Source organism: Streptomyces sp. ITFR-21 (assembly GCF_031844685.1).
GTDB lineage: Bacteria > Actinomycetota > Actinomycetes > Streptomycetales > Streptomycetaceae > Actinacidiphila.
In genome coordinates this window covers 5,202,311-5,215,099 of record NZ_CP134605.1, presented here as the reverse complement: position 1 = coordinate 5,215,099, position 12,789 = coordinate 5,202,311, and the positions used below count along the sequence as shown (strand labels likewise).

The 12,789-nt window shown below is 73.6% G+C and carries 12 protein-coding genes; 3 read left to right on the top strand and 9 right to left on the bottom strand.

Features of this window, described 5'->3' with window-relative positions:
• Nucleotides 1–995: 995 nt before the first annotated feature.
• The 7 genes from RLT57_RS23430 to map all read right to left on the bottom strand — a co-directional run bounded on the left by RLT57_RS23430 (nt 996) and on the right by map (nt 7,516).
• Entirely contained in the window at nt 996–2,189 is a 1,194-nt protein-coding gene (locus tag RLT57_RS23430; protein WP_311299250.1) for an acyltransferase family protein, read from the bottom strand.
• A 946-nt stretch (nt 2,190–3,135) separates the two neighbouring features.
• The gene (locus tag RLT57_RS23425) at nt 3,136–3,576 is read right to left on the bottom strand and encodes a hypothetical protein (protein WP_311299249.1); all 441 of its coding nucleotides are present in this window, start codon (nt 3,574–3,576) and stop codon (nt 3,136–3,138) included.
• Nucleotides 3,577–3,622: 46 nt separating this feature from the next.
• Nucleotides 3,623–4,030, bottom strand: coding sequence for a cupredoxin domain-containing protein (locus RLT57_RS23420; RefSeq protein WP_311299248.1), 408 nt, complete (start codon nt 4,028–4,030; stop codon nt 3,623–3,625).
• Nucleotides 4,031–4,123: 93 nt separating this feature from the next.
• A complete protein-coding gene (locus RLT57_RS23415) occupies nt 4,124–4,939 on the bottom strand; it encodes a ferritin-like domain-containing protein (protein ID WP_311299247.1) in 816 nt (271 codons plus the stop codon).
• Nucleotides 4,936–5,724: a ferritin-like domain-containing protein gene (locus RLT57_RS23410; RefSeq protein ID WP_311299246.1), complete on the bottom strand. Its 789-nt coding sequence runs from the start codon at nt 5,722–5,724 to the stop codon at nt 4,936–4,938. The genes RLT57_RS23415 and RLT57_RS23410 overlap by 4 nt, the downstream gene beginning before the upstream one ends.
• A gap of 358 nt (nt 5,725–6,082) precedes the next feature.
• On the bottom strand, nt 6,083–6,655 hold the full coding sequence (locus tag RLT57_RS23405; RefSeq protein ID WP_311299245.1) for a cysteine hydrolase family protein: 573 nt from the start codon (nt 6,653–6,655) through the stop codon (nt 6,083–6,085).
• A 93-nt stretch (nt 6,656–6,748) separates the two neighbouring features.
• The gene (gene map / locus RLT57_RS23400; RefSeq protein ID WP_311299244.1) at nt 6,749–7,516 is read right to left on the bottom strand and encodes a type I methionyl aminopeptidase; all 768 of its coding nucleotides are present in this window, start codon (nt 7,514–7,516) and stop codon (nt 6,749–6,751) included.
• A 105-nt stretch (nt 7,517–7,621) separates the two neighbouring features.
• Here map and RLT57_RS23395 point away from each other — a divergent pair, with 105 nt between their 5' ends.
• The gene (locus RLT57_RS23395; RefSeq protein ID WP_311299243.1) at nt 7,622–7,894 is read left to right on the top strand and encodes a helix-turn-helix transcriptional regulator; all 273 of its coding nucleotides are present in this window, start codon (nt 7,622–7,624) and stop codon (nt 7,892–7,894) included.
• 180 nt (nt 7,895–8,074) lie between these two features.
• Here RLT57_RS23395 and RLT57_RS23390 read toward each other — a convergent pair whose 3' ends face one another.
• Both RLT57_RS23390 and RLT57_RS23385 read right to left on the bottom strand, forming a co-directional pair.
• Nucleotides 8,075–9,874 (bottom strand): serine/threonine-protein kinase, encoded by a 1,800-nt coding sequence (locus RLT57_RS23390; RefSeq protein ID WP_311299242.1) that lies wholly within the window; start codon nt 9,872–9,874, stop codon nt 8,075–8,077.
• 300 nt (nt 9,875–10,174) lie between these two features.
• Nucleotides 10,175–11,137 carry an MFS transporter gene (locus RLT57_RS23385; RefSeq protein WP_311299241.1) on the bottom strand — a complete coding sequence of 321 codons (963 nt, stop codon included), beginning with the start codon at nt 11,135–11,137 and terminating at the stop codon, nt 10,175–10,177.
• A gap of 175 nt (nt 11,138–11,312) precedes the next feature.
• Between RLT57_RS23385 and RLT57_RS23380 the strand changes: the two genes are divergently transcribed.
• Both RLT57_RS23380 and RLT57_RS23375 read left to right on the top strand, forming a co-directional pair.
• Nucleotides 11,313–11,981 carry a TetR/AcrR family transcriptional regulator gene (locus RLT57_RS23380; RefSeq protein ID WP_311299240.1) on the top strand — a complete coding sequence of 223 codons (669 nt, stop codon included), beginning with the start codon at nt 11,313–11,315 and terminating at the stop codon, nt 11,979–11,981.
• Nucleotides 11,982–12,253: 272 nt separating this feature from the next.
• On the top strand, nt 12,254–12,553 hold the full coding sequence (locus RLT57_RS23375; protein ID WP_311299239.1) for a DUF664 domain-containing protein: 300 nt from the start codon (nt 12,254–12,256) through the stop codon (nt 12,551–12,553).
• The last annotated feature ends 236 nt before the right edge of the window (nt 12,554–12,789 follow it).

Genomic DNA, 12,789 nt, shown 5'->3' with positions numbered 1-12,789 from the left:
ACGGTGGGCGCTGCTCTGCTGCTGGGCGCGGCCGTCCCGCTGCTCGCCGGGCGGTCGCCCGCCTGGCGGAGCGCCCACGCGGCGCCCGCCTTCGCGCTGGTGTCGGTCGTGGCCGCCGTCGCGCTCGCCGCGGCCTTCCGTGCGGCGCACGCGACACCCGCGACACCCGCGACACCGGCGACACCGGCGACACCGGCGACGGAGACAGCGCACCCCACGCAGACCCCGCGGACACCGCGGCCGTATGCCGCCACCGTCGCCACCGTCCTGGCGCTGGCGATCCCCGTGTGGCCGACGACGCCGTACTCGTACGACACCCGGCACTCCGCCTACACCGCCCTCACCCGCGTCCAGGACCGGCAGGACCTGGGGCACTGGCTCGACGGGGTACGGGACCGGATCGGGGCGGACACCCCGGTGACCTATCTGGCCTTCGGTGACGTCGGCTACCTGCTGGGGAACCCGACGCACTGCCGCTACCCCACCCCCGACTTCCTCCAGCGCACCCGGTACGACCGGACCATCACCGGCCAGGCCAGCTACCGGGAGAACCTGCGCTGCGTCAGCGATCCGACCGCGGAGTACGCCGTACTGGACCAGTGGTGGTTCCCGCTCGGCCAGGTCGCGCCCGAGGTGTCGGCGGCGATACGGGCCCGGTACGACTGCGCGGCGCCGGTGGCCACCGACCCGGCCTTCCACCTGGTGGTCTGCCCGCAGCGCTAGCGCCGCGCCGTCCAGCCGCGCGGCGGGGCGGCGGGGCGGCGGGGCGGCGGGGCGGCGGGGCGGCGGGGCGGCGGGGCGGCGGGGCGGCGGGGCGGCGGGGCGGCGGCCCGCGGACGTCAGGACACGTGCGGACGGGTCAGGCCCGTACGGCCCGGCAGGTCGCGCCCGCGCGGGGGGACGCGCGGTTCCGGGGCCCGGACCGAAGAATCCGGGCCCCGGAGGGGGTTGACGGCCGGTGGGGCCGTCGTACGGGCGGCGGACCGCCCGGGCGGCTACGACTCGCTGCCCGCCGCGACCTCACGGCCGGTGAGCACCTCGTCGGTCGGGTCGGCCACCTTCTCCCGCTGCGCGCGGTAGCGGGGGGAGACCGACCACCGCCGCATCACGGGCCGTTCCACGAACGCGTAGAGCAGCGACGCCAGCACCAGGCTGATCGCCAGCCAGAGCACCATGATGCCGATGCCGGCCGGGGTGCTCACCTGGTGGGTCATCCCCACCAGCTTGCGGCCGTAGTAGAGGACCGGCCACTGCAACAGGTAGAAGGCGAAGGAGATCTCACCGAGCCACTGCCACACACGGTTGCGCAGGAAGGTCCGCTTGTTGAGGGTGTCGAGCGAGGCCGCCGCCGGGATGATCAGGGAGAGCGGGATGACCGTCGCGGCCACCAGCCCGTAGGCGGACGGCAGGTGCAGCGCCAGGTAGTAGGCGCCGGCGAAGAGGACGAGCAGCGGCGTCAGCGGGATGTTCGGCCAGCGGCCGGTCAGGACGATGCGGGCCAGCAGGATGCCGAGCACGAAGTCCAGCAGCCGGGTCACCGGCATGACGTAGACCAGCCAGAACACGTACGAGGACATGGGCCGGTCGCCGGCCACGAAGACCGGGCCGTACGGCAGCAGCGCGTCGGCGATCGCGGGCAGCACCATGACGGCGGCCACGAGGACGCCGGCCGCCCACCACAGCAGGTTCGGCCGGACCCGCTGCAGCGCGCGGTGCAGCAGCGGGAACAGCAGGTAGAAGAGGAGCTCGCAGCCGAGCGACCAGCTGGGGTTGTTGACGCTGAAGAAGACGGACTGCGAGGGGTCCCATGCCTGGAGCAGGAAGAGGTTGAGGACGGCGGTGCCGAATCCGGTCGCCGAGCTTGCGAAGAGCACCATGGCCAGGATGTACGTCACCACGTGGTTCGGGAAGATCTTGAACAGCCGGCGGCGCCAGAAGCGCGCGGGGGTGTCGTCCGCCCGAGCGGACCAGGTGAGGATGAAGCCGCTCAGGGTGAAGAAGAAGGAGACGCCGACCCAGCCGGCCTTGCTGACCGCGTGCAGGTAGCTGCCGGTCAGCCAGTGGTCGCTGAAAAGCTGCATGAGCCCGAGGTGGAAGAGGAACACGGCGAACGCCGCGACGAAGCGCAGGCCGGTTATAGAGGTGAGCTTGGGGGGCTGCTGCACGGGAGCGCTGGCTGTTGAGGTCATCTCCGGCTTCCTGAGTGAGGGATCGGGGCGGGAGTCAGCTGGGCGCCGCCGCGTCCGGCGGCGGGCGGTCGGGCAGGTCTCCTCGCACGACGGCGTCGCGGGGACCACCGGGCCCACAAAGGCCGGCAGGGAAAAGGAGCGCGATTCCGCGCATTTCCTGGCGACCCGGGCACGGACGAATCCGCTCAGCGCGGGGGGATATGCCACCCCCGCGCCGCCAGGTAATTCCGCGTTGCGAGTACGGCGCCGTCGGCGCTGGTCATGGTCGATCCGTTCTGATAGGCCGCGCTGACGGAACCGGACGCGGGCCAGCATAAATGTGCGTTCCTGTGCAGGTGAAGCAAATGCCCTACGAACAACGCGAGTTGTAGGGTCCGGTAGCCCGGCCGAGCCGACCCGAACCATATGAAAGCACCCGCGGACCCGCGTTCCGGGAATGTTTCGCCGCAGGTCACGTCGGCGTCGGTGGCCGACGGTGCGGTAGGCCCTTTCCAGCCAGCCGAGTCGCGTCCAGCAGACCGCGGATGGCCCGCACATCATGCAAGGGGCGGTAAGGGGAGGCATACGGCTGCGCAATACCGGTGTCCGTCATTGAGGGGACTCCGACCGGTCACCCCCGGCCGCCGGGGACATTATTGTCCCACAAAGCGAAGTAAGCGGTCACTACCCATGCGAGGACATCGGCGCGTTGGGGCGCGGGCACCGGGAGCGGCTTCGGGTCGGTTCGGTCGGGGTCAGGGGCGGGGTCCGGGGCGAGTTTCGGGGCGGGATGCGGAACCGGGCTCGGATCCCGGGCCCGGATCCCGGCTCAGGCCGAAGTACCGGCCCCGGCCCGGCTTCACGGCCGGACCCGGATCGGAACCGCACCCGATTCGGACCCGCGCCCGAACCGGAACCGGATCGGACCCCGACCCGGATCAGGCCGACGGGAACCGCCGGGGGCGGTTCAGACGACCCGCGCCCCTCTTCTGCTGCGGTCGGTCACCATCAGGTAGGTGGCCGCGACGATGGTGACGGTCTGGGCGACCACGGTGATCTTCTTGTCCGTGGTCCAGATCGGCTCGTACATGTCGGAGAACGGACCGTGGGCGCCGACGTCGATGTAGCGGTAGATCATCAGCAGGGCGAGGCCGCCGGCCGCGACGAGCCAGGCGAACGCGTCGGCGGGGAACCGGTGCCAGACCAGGACGAGGAGGGCGGCCAGGCAGGCGAGGGCCGCCTCGGCCCGGAAGAGGTCGCCCTCGCCGAAGGTCGCGGTCACCGCGTCGTACTGGTCGGCGAGGCTCGCGTGGATCGCGGCGTCCACGGCCAGGCCGGCGGCTGCGAGCAGCCGGGCGAGGATGTGGACGACCCGGCCTGCGGACGGACGGTGCCCGGCGTTCGCCATGCGGGGTTCCTTCGGGTGGGGGTGCGGGAGAGGCGGGGCGCGCCGGTCAGCCGACCGTGAGAGTGCCCTTCATGAACGGGTGGATGGTGCAGATGTAGGCCAAGCTCCCGGACTTCTCCGGGGCGGTGAACGTCGCCGACCGGCCGGGCGCGATGGTGCCGGTGTCGAAGGACTTGCCGGTGTCGGCGGTGACGGTGTGGGCGGTGGAGTCCTGGTTGAGGACCGTGACGGTGGCGCCGGGGGACACGGTGAGCGCGGCCGGGCTGAAGGCGAAGTCCTTGATCACGATGCGGGAGCCGCCGCCGGTCCGCGCCGCGGACGCGGAGGGCGACGCGGCGGTGCCGCCCGACCCGCCGCTGCCCGAGTCGGAGCAGCCGGTCAGCGCGAGCAGCGTGCCGGCCAGGGCGAGGCCGGCCAGGCGGCGGCCGGCCAGGCGGCGGCGGGTGTCGGTCATCGCCGGCCTTTCGGGGTGGGGCGGGGGCGGCGCGCCGGGTGGGGCGGACCGCCCCCGCGGGGGACAGCGGGACAGCGGGACAGCGGGCAGGGGTCAGACCGTCAGGAGCGCCGGGTCGGCGGCCTTGTCGGTGGGCAGGAAGTCGTCCGGCACCGGGTACCGGCCCAGGACGAAGTTGAGGATCGCCGCGTGCATCGCCTCGACGGGGGCGATGGTGGCGGCGGTCTCGATCCCCGCCGGGCTGGTGACGTGGTAGGTGGCGAAGAGGTACGTCTGCGCGGCCTGGTCCTCCAGTTGCAGGGCGAGCCCGGCGACGTCGCCGACGCTGCGGGCCTTGCCGAGCGCGGCCGTGGTGGCGGGCTGGTTGGACAGCGGCACCCCGGTGATGGCGGGCTTCCCCGCGCCGGTCAGCACCGCGTTCCACGCCTTGGCGTGGTCGGCGTGCTGGGCCATCGCGGTGGTCACGAAGGTCGCGACGGCCGGCGGCACGGTGCCGAGCCGGCCGGCCTTGGCGGCGGCCAGCGCGGCCTGGTAGGCGCCGACCGCCTGGTTCTCCAGGGCTGTGGCGAGGGCGACGACCTTCAGGTCGCCGGTGTACGTCCCCGAGGCCGACGCGGGCGGCGCGCCCGCGGCGCTCCTGGTGGCGGACGGGCCGGAGTCCTTGTCGGTGCCGGAGCAGGCGGCCAGCGCGAGGGCGGCCGCCGCGCCGCCGGCGCCGAGCAGGAAGCGGCGGCGCCCCGGGTCGCGGGGGGCGTCGGTCGCCCGGTCCCGGATCTTTGCGCCGAGGTCGACCGCGCGGGCCCGCAGCACCGGCAGCGTCTCGCGGTGGGCGGTCTCCATGTCGGCGGTGAGGCGGGTCAGTTGCGCCTCGCTGATCGGCAGTTCCCAGCCGTCGCGCGTGGTGGTCACTTCACGGCCCCCTCGGAGACCGGCGACGCGGCCTTGGTCGGGTAGAAGGCGTCGGGGAATCCGACGCCGCCGGCCGCGGCGGGCAGCTTCGCCACGTCGGTCGGGATGGCGATCAGTTCGGCCGCGTTCCCGGCGAGCAGCGCCTGCACGGCCAGCAGCGTGGCCCGGTGCTGTGCCTCGACGGGTGCCACGGACGCGAACAGCTTGCGCAGTTCGGCGTTGCCGACCCGGCCGACGTTCCTGGTGTACGTCTGCGCGGCCACGTCCTCCAGCGTGACGGCCAGCTTGACCACGTCCGCGGGGGTCTTGATCGACGGCAGCGCCTGCCGGACGGCGGCGGCGTACTTCGGGTCCGGGCCGTTCTGCGCGGCGCCGCCGGCCTGGGTCGCCGCCGCGTTGAACGCCTTGGCGTGCGCCTGGTGCTGGGTGGTGGTCCGGGCGATGAACGCCGCCACCGTCTTGTTGCCGTCCTTGATGAACGGCAGTCCGGCCGCCGTCCGGTAGACGCTGATCGCCAGGTTCTCGATCGACGCGGCGGTCTGCAGCGCCATGATGTCGTCACTCGACGTGGCCGCGGTCGCCCGCAGCTGCGTCAGCAGCGCCGCGGCCCCGGCGACGCCGGCCACCGTGCCGCCGCGCCGCAACCAGCGGCGTCCGGTCGGCGGTGCGGCCTCGGTGAAGTCGCTCAGCGCCTCGGTGGTGATCCGCACGGCGTCGCTGTTCAGGTCCTGTGACTGCTCGGTCAGCTCTTCCAGCAGTCGGGTGTCGATGCGCTCTACGCCCATCACGCCCCATCTCTCCGCGCGCCCGCTCTTGCGACGGGCACTCCGCGACACGTTCGTCGCAGTGGGCCGCGCGGATGGGGCGCATCCGCGGAGCGGCGCGCAGGATCACCCGTCAGGGCGAATACGCGGCCCGCCTCCGTACGACCGGGTGCCGGTCGGGTGTACGCGCGCGCGGCTCCGTGGCGGCCGGCTCCGACGGCGCCCGGTCGCGGGCGCCCGGTGCACGGGCCCGCGCCGCCCGCCGGCGCGGACCGGACCGGACCGCGGGGAGGCGGCCGCCGCGCCCGGCCGGGGCCGGGTCGGACCGCACCGCGCCGCCGATCAAGCGCGTCCCCGGAACCGGGCCGGGCTGGGCCGGTCAGCCGATTCCGGCCGCCCACTGCGCGACGGTGAGCACCTCGGCCTGCCGCGGGAACACCTTTCCCAGCAGCACACGGTGCACTTCGGGGTCGCCGTCGGCGCAGGCGTCGGAGAGCACCGCGAGCCGGAAGTCGCGGTCGGCCGCCTCACGGAGGGTGGAGAGGACCACCCCGCTGGTGGCGATGCCGGCCAGGGCGAGGGTGCGGACGCCGCGGGCCCGCAGGACCACCTCCAGGTCGCTGCCGGTGAACGCGCTCACCCGCCGCTTGACCACCACCGGCTCGCCCCCGCCCGGCGCGAGGGCGGCGTGCACCCGGGTCTGCGGGCTGCTCTCGGTGAAGTCCCCGGCGCCGGTCGCGATGGCCGCGAACGACCGGTTGTCCGCGGAGACTTCGGGGTAGCCGGGCCGGAAGGCGACCCGTACGTGCACCACCGGCGCCCCGGCGGCGCGGGCCGCCTCCAGCGCGTGGGCGGCGGCCTCCAGCACGGCCGGGTCGCCGAGCCGGTCCACGATGCCCTGCTGGAAGTCCATCAGCAGCAGGGCGGTGCCCGAAGGGTCGTACGAGGTCACGGCGGGGGCTCCTTCTCGACGGCGGCGGTCCGACGGCGGTGATCGGATCGGGTACGGACCCTACCGCCGCCCGCTGTGACCGCGGCGCGGCGGTCACAGCACGGTGAGCACCCGGGGGCCCTCCTCCGTGACGGCGATGGTGTGTTCGATGTGCGCGGCGCGGGTCCCGTCGGAGGTGCGCAGGGTCCAGCCGTCCGGGGCGGTGGTGTACGTGCTCCGGCCGCCGGCCATCAGCATGGGTTCGATGGCCAGCGCGAGGCCCGGCCGCAGCGGGAAGCCGCGGCCGGGGCGGCCGCTGTTGGGGACGTGCGGGTCCTCGTGCATACGGCGGCCGATGCCGTGGCCGCCGAAGTCCTGCGGCATGCCGCAGGCGGCTTCGCGGGCGACCGTGCCGACGGCGTGGGCGATGTCGCCGATGCGGTTGCCTACGGTGGCGGCGGCGATGCCGGCGTCCAGCGCCCGCTGGGTGGCCGCGATGAGCCTTAGGTCCTCGGGCCGCGGGGTGCCGACGGTGAAGCTGACGGCCGCGTCGCCGGTCCAGCCGTCGAGTTCGGCGCCGCAGTCGATGCTGACCAGGTCGCCGTCGCGCAGCCGGTAGCCGTCCGGGATGCCGTGCACCACCGCGTCGTTGACGGAGGCGCAGATGACGGCGGGGAAGGGGGTGGGCGCGAAGGACGGCCGGTAGCCGAGGAACGGCGACCGGGCGCCTGCCTCCTTCAGTACGGTACGGGCCGTCTCGTCCAGCGTCCGCAGCGTGACGCCGACCGCGGCGGTCTCCCGTACGGCGGCGAGCGCTCGGGCCACCACCCGGCCTGCTTCCCGCATCGCGTCCAGCGCGGCCGGGGACTTGATCTCCACCATGGGTGCCTCCTGTACCGGTGGCGGGGTCCCGCGAACCCCGCACTCCAATTCTTATACCGGTATGAGTATCACGGACAACGGGGGTGGCGGTCTAGGATGGCGGCCATGGTGAGAACCCCGCTGACACCCGAGGAACGCCGGCGCGGCGAGCGGATGGGCGCCCTGCTGCGTACGGCCCGCGGGGAGCGCAGCATGGTCGAGGTGGCCGCGGCGGCCGGTCTGTCGGCGGAGACGCTGCGCAAGATCGAGACCGGGCGCGCGCCGACCCCGGCGTTCTTCACCGTGGCCGCGCTCGCCGCCGCGCTCGGGCTGTCCATGGACGATCTGGCCGCGGCCTGCGCGCAGGACCCGGAGTACCGCGAGCCGCTGTCGGCCTGACGGGTGGCGCGCCCGGCCAGGGCCCGCCGGGCGGATCTCCGCGGCGCCGCGGGCCCCGGCCCGCACACCTGCCGCGTTCCCGCCGGCCGGCGACACACCACACAGCCCCCCTCCTCAGCCCCGCAGCCGAGGCTCACCGGAGCCCGCTCCGCGATCCTCGGACCTCCACCCGGCAGGCCCCTAGCGGGTGTACCGCTCCAGCAGGCGCCGGGCCTCCACGCACTGCTCGTGGCCCGCGCCCAACGCCCGGGTGGCGTCCGGGACCAGGTCCCGCAGCAGGCCGATCGCCCGCACGTGGTGGCCGGACTTCTCGGCGTTCCAGGCCAGCATCCGCCGTGCTTCCAGGGTGTGTTCGTGGGTGGCGCCGAGCGCCTCGGTGAGGTCGGGGACCAGCTTGCCGAGCAGCCGGACCGCGCGGGAGTGCCGGCCGAGTGCTCCGATGTTCCAGACCAGGAAGCGGCGGGCCTCCAGTACGTCCGGGTGCCGGCGGCCGAGCAGTCGGGTGGCGTCGGGGATGAGTTCGAGCAGCAGTCGGACCGCCTCGGCGGGGCGGTCGGCGGCACCGAAGTGCCACGCGAGCAGCCGCTGGGCGGTGAACGTGGTGCGGTGGAAGTGACCCAGGGCGTACTGGAGGTCGGGGATCAGCTCCTGCCACAGGCTGATGGTCAGGGCGTGGTCGCCGGCCGCGCCGATGTGTTGGGCGAGGGCACGGCGGGCGACGATGGTCTGCGCGTGGTGCGGCCCGAGGAACTCGGTGAGGTCGGCTGCGGCGGCCCACCATAATCGGATCACCTCGGCGGGGCGGTGCTGCTCGGCGGGATCCTCCGGACCGCCGTAGCGGCGCAGCAGTTCGGCGTACCCCGGGTCGTCCTCGGCGGACGGCGGGCGCGGGCGCGGGCTCGGGACGGGCCGCGGCGCGGACGCGCCGGCCGACGCGGCGCCGTGCAGCGCGGTGGCGATGGCGCCGAGGCGGCGGTAGACGGCCGCTGCGTCGGCGGGCCGGGCGTCGGGGTCCTTGGCCAGCAGGTCGAGGATGAGGGTGTCGAGTTCGGCCGACACGTTGTCGTTGCGGCTGCGCGGGGCCGGCGGGTCGTCGTGCACGTGCGCGACCGCCACGGCCAGCGGCGAGCCGTCGGCGAAGGGCGGCCCGCCGGTGACCATCTCGTAGAGCAGGCAGCCGAGGGCGTAGAGGTCGGTGCGGTGGTCCACCCGTTTCGACAGGCACTGTTCGGGGGCCATGTAGGCGGGGGTGCCGCTCAGCGTCTCCAGGCCGGCCAGCCCCGCGTACTCGTCCTGCTCGGCGGACGGGTCCCGTCCGCCGTACGCCGTCCGGCGGTCGCGCCGCGCGGTCCCGTCCCGGCCGCCGGCCTCATCCGCCGCACCGGAATCACCGGTGTCGAACGGACCAGCGAAATCACGGGAGTCCCGGGAACGCGCCGAATTCCCCGGTCCGGCGGAATCCCCGGGGTCGCCGGGCCCGTCCTGCTGTTCGCCGATGAAACGGGCGATCCCGAAGTCGACGAGTTTCACCAGGCCGTCCCCGGTGATCAGCACATTGTCGGGCTTGAGATCGCGGTGGACGACGCCGACACCGGGCGCGTGCGCGGCGCCCAGCGCGAGCGCGATCTGCCGGGCCCAGTCCAGGGCCACCGAGAGTTGCGGCATTCCCTCGGCGAGTACGCCGGTAAGCGGGCGTCCGTCGACCAATTCCATGACGATATACGCCACGGTCACGCCCTCGTGCGCGGCCTGCCCGTAATCGTGCACGGTGACGATATGGGGGTGGGACAGCCGTCCGGCCGCCGTCGCCTCCTGCCCCATCCGCTCGACGAGCACCGGGTCGGTGTGGTCCAGTACGACCTTGACCGCCACCGGCCGGTGGAGCTTGAGATCGTTGCCCTGCCATACCGCGCCCATCGAGCCTTTGCCGAGCAGCCTCACCATCTGATAACGACCGTCGAGGACCACTCCGGGCTTCATCGGCGTCCTTCCGCTCCCAGCCGAACCTCTGACGAAACGATAGGCCCAACGCCCGCATTCTGCGGATCGGACGGAAGAAGTCAGGACTCTGACACGAGTAACGGCTGTACACGTTCACGTTTCTACGAGGCCGGGGCCGGTGCTCCGGCGTTCTCGGCGGTTCTGCGGGGTTTCAGAGGTCGGGGCCCGAAGGTTTTCACCGACCGTCCGCGGAATTTCTGTCACCTGTTTGAAACGCCCCGGCCGGCGGCGTGCCCGGGGCGGTGGAATCCGTCCCGGGCACCGTGCCCCAACCGCCGGTCAGGCCGCGGCCGCGGCCTCGGCGATCTGCTCGGGGGCCGGGGCGAGCCGCGGCGAGACCAGGGTCACCACCAGGTTGGCCGCCGTGAAGGCCGCGGCGACCAGCAGGCCGCGGTGGAAGCCGTCGACGAGTGCGTCCAGCGGGCTTTGGCCGGCCGCGACCGCCTCGGTGGTGCGGGAGGTGGACAGCGTGGTGACGACCGCGAGGCCGAGCGCGCCGCCGATCTGGTTGAACGCGGTGACGACCCCGGAGGCGGCGCCGGCCTCACGCGGCGCCACGTCCACCACCGCGGCGATCTGCGCCGGGACGCCGACCGCGATGATGCCCGCGCCGAACAGCACCAGACCGGGCAGCAGGTGGGCCGCGTAGGAGCCGTCCGCGCCGGTCCGGGCGAGCAGCAGCAGCCCGGCGATGTCGAGCAGCGCGCCGGCGGTCTGCACCGGCCGGGTGCCGAACCGGGTGATCAGCGGGGTGGTGGCGACGGCGGTGAGGATCGCGGCGCCGCCCATCGGCAGGAACTCCAGCCCGGCCCGCAGCGCCGAGCCGCCGCGCACCTGCTGGAGGAAGACCGCGGTGAGGAAGAACATCGACAGGAAGGACGCGCCGTTGAGCGCCAGCGCGCCGCCCGCCGTGCTCAGCGCGCGCGACCGCAGCAGCCGCAGCGGCACCAGCGGGGCAGCGGCCCGCGCCTCGACCGCGACGAACGCGGCGAGCAGGACCAGGCCGGCCGCCAGGGAGGTGGCGCCGAACAGCGCCAGACCGGCCACGAACACCCGGCGGGAGCCGAGCAGGTCGGCGGCGCGCCCGCCGAGCAGCAGGAAGCCGCCGAAGAACAGCGTGTAGGCGCTGATCACCCATTGCAGGCCGTCGGTGCTGAAGCCGAGGTCCTGCTGGATGTCGGGCAGCGCGACGTTGACGATCGTCACGTCGAGCACCACGACGAACTGGGCGAGGGCCAGCACGGTGAGCGTGGCCCAGGGACTGCGTCGTATGACGTTCTCCCAAGAAGCATACGACGTATGCTTACTACGTGAGCATACAGCAGATGCATACGACGTATACTCACGACTTCAGGCAGGCCGCGATCTGTGTACGCTGTACACACCAACGGGTGAGAACGAGCGGAAGGCGGACACGATGGCGGCCCAGCGGCGTCTGAACCGGGACGAGCTGATCGCCACCGCGCTGGCGGTGGCCGACGCCGACGGCCTCGGCGCGCTGACCGTCCGCCGGGTCGCCCAGCGGCACGACGTGACACCGATGGCCCTCTACCGGCACTTCCCGGACAAGGACGGCCTGCTGGACGCCGTCGCCGAACGGCTGCTGGCCGACGTCCGGATCCCGCCACCGGACGGACGGCCGTGGCACGACCAGCTGCGGGACCTGCTCACCGAGACGCTGACCGCGCTGCGCCCGCACCCCAACGCCACCATGCTGCTCTTCACCCGCATCCTGGGCTGCGAGCCGGGCCTGGACCTCACCGAGCGGGTGCTGGCGCTGCTGACCGACGCCGGGCTGTCCACCGAGCAGGGCGCCGAGACGTCCTGCCAGGTGCTGTCCTCGCTGGTCACCCTGGTCATGACGGAACCGGGCCGCCTGCACGCCCCCGACCCGGAGGCGCAGGAGGCCGCGGTACGGGCCAAGCGGGCGTCGCTGCTGGCGCTCTCGCCCCGGCGCCACCCGCACGTGGTGGCCGCCGCGGACGCGCTCGCGGACTGCGCCAGCGAGGAGGCGTACTTCCGGCGCGGCATCGAACTGATCGTCACCGGTGTCCGCGGGGTACGTCCGGAACCGGCCGGCGTCTGAGGCGCGGGCCGGCCCCTTCCGCGAAACGGCAGCGGCACGGCGCCGTTCCGGGTGTGTCCCGGGCGTTACGGGGTCAGCTCGCGGCGCAGGTGACCGTCGGCCAGGTCCAGGTGCCGTTGGTCTGGATCGTCACAGGCCCGGCCGGTCACCGCACGCCCGGCGGCCGGCGGACCAGGGTCACGGTGACGGCCCGGATCGACAGGCACGCGGGGGCGGTCCTGGGCCGCACGGCACCGTGGCGAGCCGCCACGGAGCCGACGCGGAGCTCAACAATGGCCGGGCAGGACGTTCCCCGCCACCACCGCACCGAGGCGGACCCGGACGCCGCCTTCACCGGCGCGGCGGCCGACCCGGAGATGGTCGCCGAGGCGTGGCGCAGCCAGCGGTTTGAGGTCGACGTCGCCGAGCGCTTCGTCGCGGACTCCCCCGGTCTCGGTGTGCTCTCGGTGTCCGACCGCCGGGACCCGATCGTGCCGCGTGAGCTGCTGGTGCACATGATCGAGGAGTACGTCCGGCACAACGGCCACGCGGATCTGCCGCGGGAACGGATCGACGGAGGAGTCGGACAGTGAGCTGCGAAGGGCGTCGAGGTCAGGCAAACCGCCGCGATCGGCACCGAGAATTAACGTGAGAACTCCTTCTACGGCATGATCTACGCGCGTATCTTGGCTCAGATCGCGCGTTCCCTCCGGTTGACGCGCCGTCACCACGGTGGTCCCGTACCGCCGTTCCCGCACCGCCGTCACGTAACGTCGTCCCGCACGAAGGAGAACACCTCCGGTGTCGCACCCCTCCGAGGCCACGCCTC

Coding starts and splice junctions, on each gene's coding strand:
- RLT57_RS23420 (WP_311299248.1), bottom strand. CDS start 4,030: ATGACCGACACCCGCCGCCGCCTGGCCGGCCGCCGCCTGGCCGGCCTC.
- RLT57_RS23410 (WP_311299246.1), bottom strand. CDS start 5,724: ATGGGCGTAGAGCGCATCGACACCCGACTGCTGGAAGAGCTGACCGAG.
- RLT57_RS23425 (WP_311299249.1), bottom strand. CDS start 3,576: ATGGCGAACGCCGGGCACCGTCCGTCCGCAGGCCGGGTCGTCCACATC.
- RLT57_RS23390 (WP_311299242.1), bottom strand. CDS start 9,874: ATGAAGCCCGGAGTGGTCCTCGACGGTCGTTATCAGATGGTGAGGCTG.
- RLT57_RS23380 (WP_311299240.1), top strand. CDS start 11,313: ATGGCGGCCCAGCGGCGTCTGAACCGGGACGAGCTGATCGCCACCGCG.
- RLT57_RS23375 (WP_311299239.1), top strand. CDS start 12,254: ATGGCCGGGCAGGACGTTCCCCGCCACCACCGCACCGAGGCGGACCCG.
- RLT57_RS23430 (WP_311299250.1), bottom strand. CDS start 2,189: ATGACCTCAACAGCCAGCGCTCCCGTGCAGCAGCCCCCCAAGCTCACC.
- RLT57_RS23395 (WP_311299243.1), top strand. CDS start 7,622: ATGGTGAGAACCCCGCTGACACCCGAGGAACGCCGGCGCGGCGAGCGG.
- map (WP_311299244.1), bottom strand. CDS start 7,516: ATGGTGGAGATCAAGTCCCCGGCCGCGCTGGACGCGATGCGGGAAGCA.